Source organism: Nocardia africana NBRC 100379 (assembly GCF_001612635.1).
Taxonomy (GTDB): Bacteria; Actinomycetota; Actinomycetes; order Mycobacteriales; family Mycobacteriaceae; genus Nocardia; species Nocardia africana.
Genome location: NZ_BDAV01000020.1, coordinates 56,509 through 71,501, shown reverse-complemented (window position 1 = coordinate 71,501; position 14,993 = coordinate 56,509). Strand labels below are relative to the sequence as shown.

Sequence of the window (14,993 nt, the reverse complement as noted above, 5' to 3'; positions counted from 1 at the left end):
TGAATCAGTTGTGCGACAGCAGCATTCGAATCCGGTGACGCCGGTTCGAGCGGTCCGTCCGAGGCGGTATCGCGCCGATCGGCGTGCGCGCACCCCGGATGCTGAAGCGCGAGGCTCGCCGCTGGACCCGGCGACCGGTACGCGGCGGGTGGTCCGGCGCCGATGCCTGAGTGCGGAAGAACCACCGCTTGGCGGCCTCGGCGAGAACCAGATAGACCAGCACCGTCGCGCTCAGCGCGCCGAAGAACGCGGCGGGCAGAGGGGTGAAGCCGAGATCGGGCGCCACCGGCGTATACGGCAGAACCACACCCACACCGACCGCGGCGAGCACCGCCAGGAGCAGCGGAAGACTCGGCCGGCTGCGGTAGCTGGGACTGCGGCGCGTGCGAATCACGAACAGCACCAGCGTCTGCGTGCACAGCGATTCGACGAACCAGCCGGTGTGGAACAGCTCCGCACCGGCATGGAACACACCGAGCATCAGCGCGAAGGTCGCGAAGTCGAACAGCGAACTGATCGGGCCGAAGACGAGCATGAAGCGCCGGATGAGGCCGATGTCCCAGCGGGCCGGCCGAGCGAGTTGTTCCGGGTCGACGGTGTCGGTCGGGATGGCGAGCTGGCTGGTGTCGTACAGCAGATTGTTGAGCAGGATCTGTCCCGGCAGCATCGGCAGGAACGGCAGGAACGCCGAGGCGCCGGCCGCGCTGAACATATTGCCGAAATTGCTGGACGTGCCCATCAGCACGTATTTCATGGTGTTGGCGAAGATCCGGCGTCCGGCCATCACTCCGTCGGCGAGCACTTGCAGATCCTTTTCCAGCAGCACGATATCCGCGGCGTCCTTGGCGATATCGGTCGCCGAGTCGACGGAGACGCCGACGTCGGCGAGGTGCAGGGCGAGCGCGTCGTTGACTCCGTCGCCGAGGAATGCGACATCGCGGCCGGCATGCCGCTGCAGGCGGACGATCCGCGCCTTCTGTTCGGGGTCGACCCGGGCGAAAATCGTTGTGGCGGGCAATAGATCGCTCAAGGAGCCGTCGTCGAGGCGATCGAGGTCCGCGCCGGTGAGCGGCCGGCCGGGGTCCAGGCCGAGGTCGGTGCACACCCGGACCGCGACCGCGGGATTGTCGCCGGTGACCACCTTCACGGTGATGCCCAGACCGGCCAGACGCCGCAACGCTTCGCGCGCATCGGCTTTCGGGGGATCGAGGAAGACGAGGAATCCGCGCAGGATGAGGTCGCGCTCGTCGTCGGCGGTGAGGCGGTCGGTGTGGACCGCCGTGCGGGTCGCGACGGCGACGATGCGGTGGCCGGCCGCGAACTCGGCGTCGAGCGCGGTGCGAGCGGTCTGCGGAACGTCGCGGCAGCGCGCGAGCACGGCCTCCGGTGCGCCCTTGGCAATGATCATGGTGGTGCCGTCCGGGGCGCCGGCGAGGACCGACACCATACGGCGGTTGTGGTCGAAGGGCAGGACCGCGCGGCGGACGAAACCCTCTGCGCCGGCGTGTTCGGCCACGCGCGCCGCCCACAGTGCGGAGTCGAGCGCATCGGCGCCGGCCTGTCGTCCGTCGTGGACGACCGCGTCGGTACAGGCCAGGCCATAGACCACCGGCTCGTCGCCGGGAGAGCCGTCGGCCGCCAGCGCGCGCAGATACTCGATGCGCCCCTCGGTGAGGGTGCCGGTCTTGTCGGTGAACAGCACCTCGATATCGCCGAGATCCTCGATGCACACCATGCGCTTGACCAGTACCTTGCATCGCGCGAGTTGCCGTGATCCGGCGGCGAGGCTGGTGGATACCACCGCGGGCAGCAGTTGGGGTGAGATACCGACGGCGATCGCCAGCGAGAACAACAGGGCATCGAGGATCGGGCGGTGCAGGACGAGGTTGACGGCGAAGATGCCGGTGGTGAGGGCGGCGGCCACCCACACCAGCAGCATCGAGAACTGTCGCAGCCCGATCTGAAATTCGGTGTCGGGCTGTCGTTTTCCCAGGCCGAGGGCGATCCGCCCGAACTCCGTCGCACCTGCGGTGGCGACGACGACCCCACGCCCGTGCCCCGCGGCGACGACCGTGCCCATCAGCGCGCAGCACGACAACTCCGCGACCGCCGAATGCGGCGGCACCGGGTCGACGGATTTCTCGACACTGTCCGATTCGCCGGTCAGCACCGATTCGTCGCACTGCAGCGCGGTCGCCGACAGCAGCCGCACATCCGCCGGGACCAGCTGCCCGGCCCGGATCTCCACCACATCGCCGGGTACGAGATCGACCACGTCGATCGATGCCGACCGGCCGTCGCGAATCACCGTGGTGCCGTGTCGGATTCGTTCGTGCAGCGCGTCGGCGGCGCGTTCGGCGCGAAACTCGTTCACCGCCCCCAGCCCGACCGATACCAGCAGAATGATCCCGATGACGACCGCGTCGGAACGTTCACCGACGAAGAACGACACCACCGCCGCGACCCCGAGCAGCAACAGCAGCGGCGAACGCAACTGCCGCGCGACCACGGCGAGCAGCCGAGCACGATGCGTGCGAACAGCATTGGGGCCGAGCAGGTGGCGTCGGCGCGCGGCCTCGGTGCTCGTCAGGCCGGTGTCGGTGGTGGTCACCGCGGCCAGCACCTGGTCCGGCGTCGAGGCGGCGGCCGTTGTCGCCGGCAGCGGGCCGATCGAGGGGGCGGCGTCGGTCCGGGACGTGGCCGTCGGGACGACCGCTCGCACGGCGGCACGGTTCATACCTCGATGGTTGTGCGAGCCCCCGGGATGCGCCAGGGACCAAAGACACTGCCGGACCGCTCCGGCGGTCACCGCTGCTGCCGACCGGTGGATGGGGACCGGTGGCGGTGCAGGTGAGGACTTGTGTACCTTGCCGGGGCCCGCTCGGGAGCGGAGGGTGGGGGAGTGCACCCTGACAAACCGGTGGCCGGGCCGGTGATAGACGCGCGTCGCTACGACGCGGTGATCTTCGATATGGACGGCGTGGTCACCGACACGGCATCGATCCACGCCGCCGCGTGGACCCAGGTGTTCGACGACTTCCTCGCCGCCCGCACACCCGGGCCGGGCGAGAACTGCGACCCGTTCACCGCCTCGGACTACCAGGACTACGTCGACGGCAAGCCGCGCTACGACGGTGTCGCGGATTTCCTTGCCTCCCGGGCGATCTCACTGCCGCGAGGCGAGCCGTCGGATACGGCGGCCGACGGCACGATCTGCGGACTCGGCAACGGCAAGGACGAGGTGTTCCTCGCCCGGATCGCCGAGTCGGGCGTACCGGTGTTCGCCACCACGGTGGCCCTGGTGCGCCGCCTGCGCGCCGCGGGGGTGCGGGCCGCGGTGTTCTCGGCCAGCCGCAACGCTGCTCAGGTACTCGACGCCGCAGGGCTGGGAGATCTGTTCGCCGTGCGGGTGGACGGTGTCGTGGCCGAAGAACTCGAGCTGCCGGGCAAGCCCGATCCGGCCACCATGGTGCTGGCCACGCAGCGGCTGGGCGCCGAACCCGAGCGGACGGTCGTGGTCGAGGATGCCGAGGCCGGGGTGAGCGCCGGGCGGCGCGGCGGTTTCGGGCTGGTCATCGGCATCGAGCGCGGCGGAGATCCGGACCGGCTGTTGTGCACCGGAGCCGATGTGGTGGTCGCCGACGCCGAAGAGATCCGGGTGCGCAGTGGTTTCCGCCGCCTCTCGGAGATCGCGGACGCGCTGGCGTGCTGGCCGTCGATCGCCGACGCCGTCGAGGACGAGCACGTCGCGGTGCTGCTGGATTTCGACGGCACGATCTCGGAAATCGTGCCCGATCCCGATGCGGCGATCCCGATCGAGGGCGTGCGCGCCACCTTGGCCACATTGGCCGCGCGGTGTCCCGTCGCCGTGATCAGCGGTCGCGGACTCGACGATCTACGCAGGCGCGTGGGCGTCGAGGGAATCTGGTACGCCGGCAGCCACGGCTTCGAACTGATGGCCCCCGACGGCACCGAACACGTGCACGAGGGTGGCCTGAAGGCCGAGCGGGCGCTGGTGCGGGCGGCGGCCGAACTCGCCGAGCGGCTGAGCCGGATTCCCGGTGTGCTGATCGAGCCGAAGCGATTCGCGGTCGCAGTCCATCACCGCAAGGTCGCCGCCGACGCCGTGTCGACGGTCGTGGCCACCGTGCACGACATCGCCCGCGGTCAGGGATTGCGTGTGACCGCCGGCCGCAAGGTCACCGAATTGCGTCCCGATGTGGACTGGGACAAGGGGCGAGCCCTGCACTGGGTGCTGGATCTGGTGAACCGGCCGGTGATGCCGATGTACCTCGGGGACGATCTGACCGACGAGGACGCGTTCGACGCGATCCAGGTCACCGGGGTGCCGCTCGTGGTTCGCCACGGCGACACCGGCGATCGGCGCACCGCGGCACGGTTCGCCCTCGACAGTCCCGCCCGCGCCGGCGAATTCCTGCAGCGGATGGCCGAATTGCTGACCGGGGAGAGCGATTGGGCGGTGGGGCGGTCGTGGCTGCTCACCTACGACGGCTACGATCCCGCCGCCGAGCGGCTGCGCGAAGCGTTGTGCGCGGTGGGCAACGGCTACCTCGTCACCCGCGCGGCCGCGCCGGAGACGCGCGCCGGAGCCCACCACTATCCCGGAACCTATGTCGCGGGAATCTACAACCGGCTCGGCGACGACATCGGCGGACGGCACGTCGAGAACGAGAGCCTGGTGAATCTGCCGAACTGGCTTCCGCTGACCTGGTGCGCCGCCGACGACGAATGGTTCGATGTCGATGGTGTCGAATTGCTCGACTACACACAGCAATTCGATATGCGCCAGGCGCTGCTCACCCGCCGGCTACGCTGCCGCGACACCGCGGGCCGGATCACCGCGGTGGTTCAGCAGCGTTTCGCGTCGATGGACTCTCCGCACACGTGTGCGATGCGAACCACCCTGACGCCCGAGAACTGGAGCGGGCCGCTCACCGTCCGGTCGGCGATCGATACGTCGGTCCGCAACACCGGAGTCGACCGGTATCGCGACCTGTCCGGGACGCATCTGAGTGAACTGCGCGTCGATACTCCGGACGCCCACACCGTGTCCGCGCTGATGCGGACCACGCAGTCGCTGGTCACCGTGGCGGTGGCCACGCGGACCACCGTGACATCGGAAGCGCAGGAGACGGCAGGCTCCGCGCTCACCGACGGCGCGGCCGGCCACGATTTCGTCGTGCGCGCCGAGTCCGGTCGCGACATCGTCGTCGACAAGACGGCGGCGGTGTTCACCGGCCGCGACCGCGCCATCTCCGCACCCGACGAAGCCGCCCTGCGCCTGCTCGACGAGGCACCGGGCTACGACGCGCTGTGCGCCGCGCACGCCGACGCCTGGGAGCACGTGTGGCGGCGCCTGCGCATCGATCTGGACGCCAGTGAGGAATCGGTGCGAGCACTGCGACTGCACGTTCTGCATGTGGCGCAGACGCTGTCCCGCCACACCGCCGACCTCGACGCCGGGGTGCCGGCGCGTGGCTTGCACGGCGAGGCGTATCGCGGGCACGTGTTCTGGGACGAATTGTTCGTCCTGCCGGTGGTGAGCCTGCGCGATCCGGCGCTGACGCGAGAACTGTTGCGGTACCGCTATCGCCGCCTGCCGCAGGCACGCGCCGCGGCCCGCGCACAGGGCTGCCGCGGCGCCCTGTTCCCCTGGCAATCCGGCAGCGACGGACGGGAGGAGAGTCAGCGCCTGCATCTGAATCCTCGTTCGGGACACTGGAATCCGGATGCCAGCGCGCGGGCCCAGCATGCCGGTCCGGCGGTGGCCTACAACGTGTGGCACTACTACCAGGCGACCGGAGACCGGGCGTTCCTCGCCGAGTTCGGCGCCGAGCTGCTGGTGGAGATCGCCCGATTCTGGTCCGATCGCGCCACCTACGACCCCGCCGACGACCGGTATCACATCCGCGGTGTCATCGGACCCGACGAATTTCATTCCGGCTATCCCGGGCAGCCCTACCAGGGGATCGACGACAACGCCTACACCAACGTCATGGCGGTGTGGGTCATCCGGCGCGCGCTGGACACGGTCGCACTGCTGCCGCCGCGCGTGCGGTCGGAACTGCTGGACCGCCTCGCGGTGCCGGCCGTCGAATCGGAGCGCTGGGCCGAGGTGGCCGATCGCATGTTCGTGCCCTTCCACGACGGGGTGATCAGCCAGTTCGCCGGATATGACCGGCTGGCGGAACTGGACTGGGACGACTACCGGCGCCGCTACGGCGATACGAGCCGGCTCGACCGCATCCTCGAGGCCGAAGGCGACGACGTCGACCGGTATCGGGTGGCCAAGCAGGCCGATGTCCTGATGCTGTTCTACCTGTTCTCGGCCGACGAGCTGGGACGGTTGTTCGCCGGGCTCGGCTACGATTTCGGCGGTGCGGACATCCCGCGCACCGTCGACTACTACCTCGCCCGCACCTCGCACGGCTCGACCCTGAGTGCCGTCGTGCACGCCTGGGTGCTGGCCCGGGCGAACCGGGACCGCGCGATGGAATTCTTCGCCAGCGTCCTGGAATCCGATATCGCCGATATTCAGGGCGGCACCACGGCCGAGGGGATTCACCTGGGCGCTATGGCGGGCAGTATCGATCTGGTGCAGCGCTGCTTCACCGGACTCGAAACCCGCGACGACCGCCTGATCTTCGCGCCGTGCTGGCCACCCGAGCTGGGCACCCTGACCTTCGCGATCATCTACCACGGCCACCGCCTGACCGTGCGCATCGACGCCCGGCGAATCGACATCACCTCCGACACCGACGGGGCGCGGTCGATCACGATCGAATGCCGCGGCCGCACCGTCGTGCTGTCGACGGGGGAGAGCGCCACGCTGCCGGCCGTCGACGAACACTGACGGCGTGAAGGCCGCACCGTCCGCGGAGGTTCGCCGCGCCGTGCTTCGAATCGTGCTGAGCCCGATTACGCTGAGCCAGACTGCGCTAAGCCCGATTACGCTGCGGCCGAACCGAATTCGGTGACCCGCCACCATTCCGTGCCACCGGCGGCGTGGCCCGTGACCGCCACCGGCAGGTCGCGGCGGCGCAGGCCGGGCAGCACTCGATAATCGATCGAGCCCGGGACACTGACCGGGGCGAGCACCCGCCACAGCGCGCGGGCATAGGCCTCGGCGGAGGCCGCCCCGTCCCATTCGTAGAGCCCCCGGTATACGCCGCGTTGATCGTGCGCCAGCCACAACTTGCTGATCAGCCCCGGGAATCCGGCGAAGAGCACGGTGTTGAGGATGCTCTCGCGACGGAACCACGCATGCCCGCGTCCGCGCACGCCCCGCAACTGGAAACACACCAGCAGCACACACGGTTCGGGCGACGGGATGCGGTCGACCACGGTTTCCCGGAAGACGTAGGCCGACGTTCCGTCGCCGAAACTCAGCCACGTTCCCACATTCTCGGCCGGGTAGTGGACGCGGTGGCGTGCCAGCAGGCCGGCGGTCATGACCGCGCACCGGCCGACCGCGAGGAACGCCGGCGCGATCGGCAGTGGTGCCGGTGTGCCGGTGGTGGTCACGGCGCCGCGCTCCCGATCCGGACGGGTTCGGCGACGCGGTGCGCTTCGGCGCGTTCTTTGATGCCGCGCAACATTTTCTGCTCCATCACCAGACTGCCGGGTTCCAGGAAGAAGGTGTTGAACAGCCGCAGGACGGCCGAGGCGCCGGGAGTCGCGATCCGGTTGCGGCTCACCAGGCGGGTGCCCTCCGGGCAGGGATACAGCCCGAATTCCCAGATCCAGTTCCCGTCGTCGGTGCGGAATACCAGCGTTCGCTCGGGCTCGAGCACCGCCACCCGGGACGGGGTGCTGCCGGAGTTCACCGTGACGACGTCACCGACGGCGAGGTCCTGGAACCGGGGCAGGATCGACCGGGCGCTGTGCACGTCGACGCCGAGGAGCCGGTCGATCCAGTCGTAGCTGTAGATTCCGCCGCGTTGCGGCCCGAACTGCACGAGCCAGGGCCAGACCGCGGCGGGATCGGCCTCGATCGTGATCGCCCGGGTCGAGAGCATGTCGGGAAGCAGCAGCAGGTCGTCGCCCGGCATGCGCCGGCGCACCTCCTCCTCGGTCGCGCCCCAGTTCAGACACCACCGGCGGGCGAAGAGCCGGTAGCCGGTGGCCAGCCCGCCCAGAAACGAGGCGACGCCGACCGCGGCTGCGGCGCCGCGGCGGGCGGCCGCGTGGTCAGTCCTTGTCATGTGCCTGCCTCTCCTCGGCCGAACGCACCACCATGACGGGGCATTTCGCATGCTGGACAAGGGAATTGGACACCGAGCCCAGCAGCAGCCCCCGGAAGCTGCCGCGGCCGTGGCTGCCGACCACGATGAGCTGGGCGGATTCGCTCCACCGCTGCAGATGGGCCGCGGGTTCGGCCATGCTGATGTGCCGGCGCACCGAGACGTCCGGATACTTCTCCTGCCAGCCGGCCAGTCGTTCCGCGAGGATCGCTTCCTCGTTCACCTCGATATCCGACATCGGGAACCAGGTGTACGGGTCGCCGACGAACGAGCCGAACGTCAGATCGCTCCACGCGTGCACGGCCACCAGTTCGGCGCCGCGCTCGGCGGCCTCCTCGAACGCGGCCGCCACCGCGCCCTCGCTGAGCGGGCTGCCGTCGACGCCGACCACCACCGGGCCGGTCTCGCGCGGTCGCGGGTGCTGCTCGGACTCGGTGCGCACCACCACGACCGGGCCTTCGGCACGACTGGTGACCGACAGCAGAATCGAACCGAGGTGGGTGCCGAAACCGCCGGCGCCCTGTGCGCCGAGGACCACCAGATAGCCGGTAGTGCTGTGCCGCAACAGCATCCGCGCCGGATGCTCGGAGGAGACCTCCGTGCTGACCTGGACCTCGGGCAGGGTGTCGCGGACGGCGAGCACCTCGCGGGCGACCAGGGCGGCGCCGTGGGCGCGCAGGCGTTCCAGTACCGCCGGCTCGGACAGGTCGTAGTTGTTGAAAACCCGGCTGGCGCTCGGCAGGTCGAGCCCGTAGGCGATGCGCAGGTCGCGTCCTCGATCGCGGGCGACCTCGGCCGCCCACAACAGCGCGGTGCGGGCACCGGCCGACCCGTCGACCCCGACCACGATCGGGGCGGAGACGAGGTGGTGCGCATCGTCCGCATACTGAGAACTCATCGGTATTTCCTTTCACGCTGATCGATCCGCCGCGCACATACGCCGGTCATGATGCGATCTCCTCGGTTTTGATATGTAGTCCCAGGCCGGCGACGACGATGCCGAGGACGAGATACAGCGGCTGCGCCCAGTCCAGCGTGCGGACCACGGCCATCTCGGCGAGCAACCAGCAGATCAGCAGCAAGCCGCTGGTCACCGCGGCCGTGGCGACGCGCCGATCACCGGCGAGAGCGCCGCCCGCGGTGATCGTCATCGGTATTCCCACGACCAGTGCGAAGGCCACAGCGCCGGCCGCTACGCCGTTCCCGGCCGGTGCGCTCCCCAGTGGCGCGCTCACCGGAAGGCCGACGCTCAGCGCGACCCCGAGCGCGACGACACTCGCCGTGACCACACCCGCGGACGCGGCCAGCAATACGTGCGAGCGTCCGACGCCGTCGCCGAGAGTGATTCCTGCCATACCCCGACCTTTCCCGACACCGGGGAAGGGCCGCCAGGGCCTTTGGTCCCGCACTACCGTCCCGAGGGTCCACCGGACTCGGGTGATTCGGCGACCAACCGCCGATGACGGCGACGGATCCGGCCGGCACGACGACGGCCCGGCGATCACGACTGTCCGAAGACTCGGCGTTCCGGTGACTTTCGGCCATGCCCCGCCCGCTGCCGGGGCGCGATGCTGAGTGCGATACCGCACCAGTGAAAGGGGCGACAGACAATGGGCACGTTCAGTGGTCGCAGTGCGATCGTCACCGGCGGCGCACGAGGCATCGGCGCCGCCGTGGCGGTCGCGCTCGCCAAGGAGGGGCTCGGCGTGGTGATCGCCGATCTCCTCGAACGCGACGGCACCGCCACAGCGGCCGCCGTGGGCGCCGGGGCGATCTTCCGCCGCCTCGACGTCGCCGACGAGGACGCCTGGCAGCGGGTGATCGCCGACGCCGAAGCCACGTTCGGCCCGCTGGCGGTCCTGGTGAACAACGCCGGCATCGTCGATTTCGGCGGCATGGACACCGAGCCACCCACCATGTTCCGCCACGTCCTGGATGTGAACCTGTACGGCTCGTGGCTCGGCATGCACCTGGCCGGTCCGCGCCTGCGCGAAGCCGGCGGCGGAGTGGTGGTCAACATCTCCTCGACCGCCGGCCTGATGGGGTACGCGGGTGTGGGCGCCTACGTGGCCAGCAAATGGGGATTGCGCGGGCTGACCAAGGCGGCGGCGCTCGAATGGGGACCGTCGAATATCCGGGTCTGCTCGGTGCATCCCGGCCCGATTCGCACGGCGATGACCGCCGGCATGGACGAATCCGTCACCGCCGCACAACCGTTGGCGCGTTTCGGGGAGCCCGAAGAAGTCGCCGCCATGGTCCGGTTCGTCGTCGCCGAGGCGACGTTCTCCACCGGATCGGAATTCGTGGTGGACGGCGGCGCCACGTCCGGTCAGGTGCTGAATCTGCCTGCCGCGGTAGGAGACCGATCATGACGAGACATCCGGATTACGACACCCTGATGACGGCGGTGGAGCTGGCGGTGCGCGCCCCCTCCGTGCACAACAGCCAGCCGTGGCTGTGGCGCATCGGCGACGACACCGTGCAGCTCTACGCCGACACCACCCGGCAATTGCGGCAGACCGACCCCGACCAGCGCGATCTGATCGTGAGTTGTGGTGCGGCACTGCATCATCTGCGGGTGGCGGCCGCGGCGCTGGGCTGGGCGACGGTGGTGCACCGAGTGCCGAACCCGGCCGTGCCGGAGCACCTGGCGGCCGTGGAATTCCGGCCCGCTCCGGCGACGGCCGAGGCGGTCGGCCTCTCCCGCGCGATTCCGTTGCGGCGCAGCGACCGCCGCCACTACACCTCCTGGGAGGTGCCCGACATCCACGTGGGCGCCTTGTCGGCCGCCGCGGCGGCGAACGGCGTGCTGGTCCGCGATGTGGTCGCCGACGGTGACCGGGTGCGGTTGCTGCACGCCTTCGAACGCGCCGCTGCGGTACACAACTCCGACGCCTCCTACCGCGCCGAATTGGCGCGCTGGAGCGGCCATCACGCGGCCCCCGAGGGCGTTCCGGCCCGCAGTGCGGTCGCCGCGACCGACGCGTCGGCCCGGCCGTTCGCCGATCCCCGGCTGCCGGAGGCGGTGGTACGCGATATCGCCGACGCCGATCACATGCTCGTGCTCTACACCGCGGGCGACGACACGGTGAGCCGGCTGCGCGCCGGGGAGGCGACCAGCGCGGTCCTGCTGGCCGCGACCACATTCGGGTTGGCGACCTGCCCGCTCAGCGAACCACTCGAAATCCCGGAGGTGCGCGCGGAGCTGCGCAACGACCTTCTCGACGACAGCGGATATCCGCAGATGATCGTCCGAACCGGCTGGGCCGCAACCGGTTCCCCGCTCTCACCGACGCCGCGACGACCGCTCGACGACGTCGTGACCCGGCTGTGAGGAGATGACCGACATGACGCGGTATCCGTCGTTGGCACTGCGCACGTGGCGCACGGGTCCGTGGGCGGCGAACCGGCTGATGCGGCCGTCGGACCGGATCGAGGCCGTCATCCGGATCCTGGCCGTCGTGGCGGTTCTCGCCGCGGTGCCGATCTGCGCGGCGATGGGCACCGCCCGCTACACCGATGCCGCCGTGCAGATCCGCGAGGAGAATGCGGCGAAGACGGCGGTCGCCGCCATGATCGTCACCGATCCGGTTCGCACGACGGCGACATCGACGGACGTCTCCGCCGATCGATACGAGGCCACGGTGCGGTGGACGCACGAGGGTCGTTCCGGCGACGCCACGACCATGGTGGCGGCATCCGCGCATCCCGGGCAGCAGCTGACCCTGTGGCTGGGGCCCGACGGGCGCCCGACCGCCGCGCCGCTGCCCGCCGACACCGCCGCGATGCGCGGGGTCGGGCTGGGAATGGCCACCTTCGTCGAAATCTGTTTCGCCACAGCGGCATTGGTATGGCTGACGGCCTGGGCATTCGGTATCCGGCATCGTGCCGGCTGGGCCCGCGAATGGCGACAGATCAGCCGCCCCATCGGAACTCCGTAAAACCCGATTCACGAGGAGAACATCATGACCGAGCACTCCGCCGTACCGCAGCGGCACACCGATCCGCCGATCGTCGCCGCGGTCGACGGCTCCGCCGTCGGTTACCACGCGGCCGCCTGGGCCGCCGCCGACGCCGCGGTGCGCGACTGCCGCCTGCATCTGGTCACGTCGATCTCGGTCGCGGGCGGGCTGGGTCCCGCACCGATCCTCACCGAGGACGATATGAGCTGGCTGCGCGTGGACGCCGAACGCGTCCTCGTCGAGGCCGCCCGCATCGCCCGTGCCGCGACACCGGACCGTGCGCCGGTGATTACCACCGAGATCACCACCGACGCGATCATCGGACATCTGATCGCACAGTCCGATCAGGCGCAGGGGATCGTGGTGGGTAGCCGCGGCCTGGGCGCCATCCGGCGCGGCCTGCTGGGGTCGGTGTCCTCCGCGCTCATCCGGCACGCGAATTGCCCGGTGACCGTGGTGCATTCGATCTCGGCGACGGATGCCGTCACGGCGGTGAAGCCGATTCTCGTCGGCGTCGACGGCACAGCGAACAGCGTGCCGGCACTCGAACTCGCCTTCGAGGAGGCGTCGCGGCGCAACGTGGGGCTGGTGGTGCTGCACGCGTGGAGCGACCGCAGCAGCGGCCTCGATCCGGCGATCGTCGGCTGGGACGCGATCCGGGAATCCGAGGACGCGGTGCTGGCCGAGACCCTGGCCGGATACTCCGAACGGTATCCGGATGTGAAGGTGCGCCGCGAAATGGTGCTCGACCGGCCGGTGCGCTCCCTGCTCGATGCGTCGGAGAACGCACAGCTGGTGGTCGTCGGCAGCCACGGCCGCGGCGGATTCACCGGAATGCTCCTCGGCTCCACCAGCGCGGCCTTGGCGCATTCGGTGGAATGTCCGATCACCGTGGTCCGCCAACCGGCCGGAAAGACCGCGTGACAGCGGGTTCGGTAGCAGTCGCCCGGGTGGTCAGCTCAGCGGAGCCGACCACTCCAGGCGGGTACCCGGTCGTTGCGAGCCCGCCGCGCCGGGCTCGGTGCGGAAGGTGCCGCCGAGCGAACGCGCGCGCTCGGCGAGGTTGGTCAGGCCGCTGGGGGTGATGTTGTCGCCGATGCCGCAACCGTCGTCGGTGACGGTGATCGTCAAGTCGTCGCCGACACCGATCACGACCTCCAGCATCGCGGCGCCGGCGTAGCGGACCGCGTTGCTGACCGCTTCGCGCACAACGGCTTCCGCGTGATCGGCCAGCTGCGAACTCACCACCGAGAGCGGTCCGGCCACCCGCAGCGAGCTGCGGATCGGGGTGTCGCCGCACTGCTGGCGGATCGCCTCCTCGAGGCGCTGGCGCAAGCGCGTGCTGGTGCCGCCGTGCAGATCGAAGATGGAGGTGCGAATCTCCTGGACCACATCCTGCAATCCGTCGATCGCTTCGGTGAGCCGGACCTTGACCTCGGGAACGCGGGTGCGGGGCACCGCGCCCTGCAGCGACAGACCGATCGCGAACAACCTCTGGATGACGTGATCGTGCAGATCCCGGGCGATCCGATCGCGGTCGGTGAGCACGTCGAGTTCGCGCAATCGCTGCTGCGTGGCGGCCAGCTGCATGGCCAGCGCCGCCTGATCGGCGAAGGCGGCGGTCAATTCCAGCATCTCGTCGTCGTAGGGTGCGGTGTCCTTCGCGCGGACCGCGATGAGGATGCCCTGCGGGGCGTCGCGGGTATGCAGCGGGACCAGCAGCACCGGCCCGCCGGTGGGGAACAGCGCGGCGAAGTCGAGGTCGCTCACATCGTCGAAGCGCAGCGGTTTGCGGTCCGCGAAGGCCCTCCCGATGGTGCCGGTGACGTCGAGGGAATGTCCGGCGACGTCGGCTCGTTCGCCCGCGGCCTGCTCGACGACCAACTCGGTGATCTCCTCCGCCGGCACGTCCGGGTCGGTAACCGTGGCGAGCAGCACCCACTCCGATCCGGTGAGGACCCGCACATGGTCGACCAGATGTGCCAGCACCCGGCCGGGCTCGTCGGCGGCGAGGAATTCCGTGGTCAGATCGCGGGTGGCCTCGATCCAGGCCTGCCGGTTGCGGGCGGCCTCGTACAGCCGGGCGTTCTCGATGGCGATGCCCGCGGCGGCGGCGAGCGCCTGCACGATCAGCTCGTCGTCCTCGGTGAACTGCTGACCGCCGGCCTTCTCGGTGAGATACAGATTGCCGAAGATCTCGTTGCGGATGTGCACCGGAACCCCGAGGAACGTGCGCATCGGCGGGTGGTGGGCGGGGAATCCGACCGACGACGGGTGCTTCGCGAGGTCTTCGAGCCGGATCGGTTTGGGCTGGGTGAACAGCATGCCCAGCACGCCGTGGCCCTCGGGCAGATCGCCGATGCGCTTGCGGGTCGGTTCGTCGATGCCCTCGTAGATGAACTGCTGCAGGTGTTCGTCGTGGCCGCGCACCCCCAGCGCACCGTACTGCGCGTCGACCAGATTGATCGCGGCGTGCACGATGGTGCGCAGCGTTTCGGCCAGGTCGAGTCCCGCGGTGACCGACAACATGGCCTCGACCAGACCGTCCATCCGGTCTCGGGAGTCCATGATCTCGTCGACCCGATCGCGCACCTCGGCGAGCAGTTCGCGCAACCGCAGTTGCGAGAGGGTGTCGCGCACCGAATAGGTACCGGCTCGCTGATCATCGGGCATTGTCGTCAGTCCGTTCCCACTGTCCGAGTAACGCGAAACGTCGGTGTTTACGCTTGCGCAAAGCCTACCGCCCCCGCGTGTGCCGCGACAGATA

The 14,993-nt window shown here is 69.7% G+C and carries 11 protein-coding genes; 5 read left to right on the top strand and 6 right to left on the bottom strand.

What is annotated here, in order from left to right; translation table 11 throughout:
- Positions 1 to 4 precede the first annotated feature (4 nt).
- Entirely contained in the window at positions 5 to 2,737 is a 2,733-nt protein-coding gene (gene mgtA, locus NA3_RS30470; protein WP_084491999.1) for a magnesium-translocating P-type ATPase, read from the bottom strand.
- A 165-nt stretch (positions 2,738 to 2,902) separates the two neighbouring features.
- On the opposite strand from mgtA, the gene otsB reads away from it, so the two are divergent.
- Positions 2,903 to 6,874, top strand: a complete 3,972-nt coding sequence (otsB, locus tag NA3_RS30465) for a trehalose-phosphatase (protein ID WP_227995168.1) — start codon at positions 2,903 to 2,905, stop codon at positions 6,872 to 6,874.
- A gap of 95 nt (positions 6,875 to 6,969) precedes the next feature.
- Here otsB and NA3_RS30460 read toward each other — a convergent pair whose 3' ends face one another.
- Genes NA3_RS30460 through NA3_RS30445 form a run of 4 tightly spaced genes read right to left on the bottom strand, consistent with a single transcriptional unit; the run spans position 6,970 to position 9,619 of the window.
- On the bottom strand, positions 6,970 to 7,545 hold the full coding sequence (locus NA3_RS30460) for a hypothetical protein (RefSeq protein ID WP_174561125.1): 576 nt from the start codon (positions 7,543 to 7,545) through the stop codon (positions 6,970 to 6,972).
- Positions 7,542 to 8,225, bottom strand: a complete 684-nt coding sequence (locus NA3_RS30455) for a hypothetical protein (protein ID WP_062967530.1) — start codon at positions 8,223 to 8,225, stop codon at positions 7,542 to 7,544. The genes NA3_RS30460 and NA3_RS30455 overlap by 4 nt, the downstream gene beginning before the upstream one ends.
- Complete coding sequence (locus tag NA3_RS30450; protein ID WP_062967528.1) at positions 8,212 to 9,162, bottom strand: universal stress protein; 951 nt, start codon at positions 9,160 to 9,162, stop codon at positions 8,212 to 8,214. The genes NA3_RS30455 and NA3_RS30450 overlap by 14 nt, the downstream gene beginning before the upstream one ends.
- A gap of 46 nt (positions 9,163 to 9,208) precedes the next feature.
- Positions 9,209 to 9,619, bottom strand: a complete 411-nt coding sequence (locus NA3_RS30445) for a hypothetical protein (protein WP_062967526.1) — start codon at positions 9,617 to 9,619, stop codon at positions 9,209 to 9,211.
- Positions 9,620 to 9,874: 255 nt separating this feature from the next.
- On the opposite strand from NA3_RS30445, the gene NA3_RS30440 reads away from it, so the two are divergent.
- The 4 genes from NA3_RS30440 to NA3_RS30425 are packed head-to-tail and all read left to right on the top strand — an operon-like array spanning position 9,875 to position 13,150.
- A complete protein-coding gene (locus NA3_RS30440; RefSeq protein WP_062967524.1) occupies positions 9,875 to 10,636 on the top strand; it encodes an SDR family NAD(P)-dependent oxidoreductase in 762 nt (253 codons plus the stop codon).
- The gene (locus NA3_RS30435; protein ID WP_062967522.1) at positions 10,633 to 11,598 is read left to right on the top strand and encodes an Acg family FMN-binding oxidoreductase; all 966 of its coding nucleotides are present in this window, start codon (positions 10,633 to 10,635) and stop codon (positions 11,596 to 11,598) included. Before NA3_RS30440 ends, NA3_RS30435 begins: the two co-directional genes overlap by 4 nt.
- A 4-nt stretch (positions 11,599 to 11,602) precedes the next feature.
- Entirely contained in the window at positions 11,603 to 12,205 is a 603-nt protein-coding gene (locus NA3_RS30430; protein ID WP_062967520.1) for an Rv1733c family protein, read from the top strand.
- Between the two features lie 24 nt (positions 12,206 to 12,229).
- Complete coding sequence (locus NA3_RS30425; protein ID WP_062967518.1) at positions 12,230 to 13,150, top strand: universal stress protein; 921 nt, start codon at positions 12,230 to 12,232, stop codon at positions 13,148 to 13,150.
- Positions 13,151 to 13,180: 30 nt separating this feature from the next.
- Here the strand turns inward: NA3_RS30425 and NA3_RS30420 are convergent, their stop codons facing one another.
- Positions 13,181 to 14,899 (bottom strand): GAF domain-containing sensor histidine kinase, encoded by a 1,719-nt coding sequence (locus NA3_RS30420; RefSeq protein ID WP_062967516.1) that lies wholly within the window; start codon positions 14,897 to 14,899, stop codon positions 13,181 to 13,183.
- Between the last annotated feature and the right edge of the window lie 94 nt (positions 14,900 to 14,993).

Excerpts from the sequence above, each read along its gene's own strand:
- NA3_RS30425 (WP_062967518.1), top strand. The coding sequence starts at position 12,230 with ATGACCGAGCACTCCGCCGTACCGCAGCGGCACACCGATCCGCCGATC.
- NA3_RS30430 (WP_062967520.1), top strand. The coding sequence starts at position 11,603 with ATGACCGACATGACGCGGTATCCGTCGTTGGCACTGCGCACGTGGCGC.
- mgtA (WP_084491999.1), bottom strand. The coding sequence starts at position 2,737 with ATGAACCGTGCCGCCGTGCGAGCGGTCGTCCCGACGGCCACGTCCCGG.
- NA3_RS30435 (WP_062967522.1), top strand. The coding sequence starts at position 10,633 with ATGACGAGACATCCGGATTACGACACCCTGATGACGGCGGTGGAGCTG.
- NA3_RS30455 (WP_062967530.1), bottom strand. The coding sequence starts at position 8,225 with ATGACAAGGACTGACCACGCGGCCGCCCGCCGCGGCGCCGCAGCCGCG.
- NA3_RS30440 (WP_062967524.1), top strand. The coding sequence starts at position 9,875 with ATGGGCACGTTCAGTGGTCGCAGTGCGATCGTCACCGGCGGCGCACGA.
- NA3_RS30420 (WP_062967516.1), bottom strand. The coding sequence starts at position 14,899 with ATGCCCGATGATCAGCGAGCCGGTACCTATTCGGTGCGCGACACCCTC.
- NA3_RS30450 (WP_062967528.1), bottom strand. The coding sequence starts at position 9,162 with ATGAGTTCTCAGTATGCGGACGATGCGCACCACCTCGTCTCCGCCCCG.
- NA3_RS30445 (WP_062967526.1), bottom strand. The coding sequence starts at position 9,619 with ATGGCAGGAATCACTCTCGGCGACGGCGTCGGACGCTCGCACGTATTG.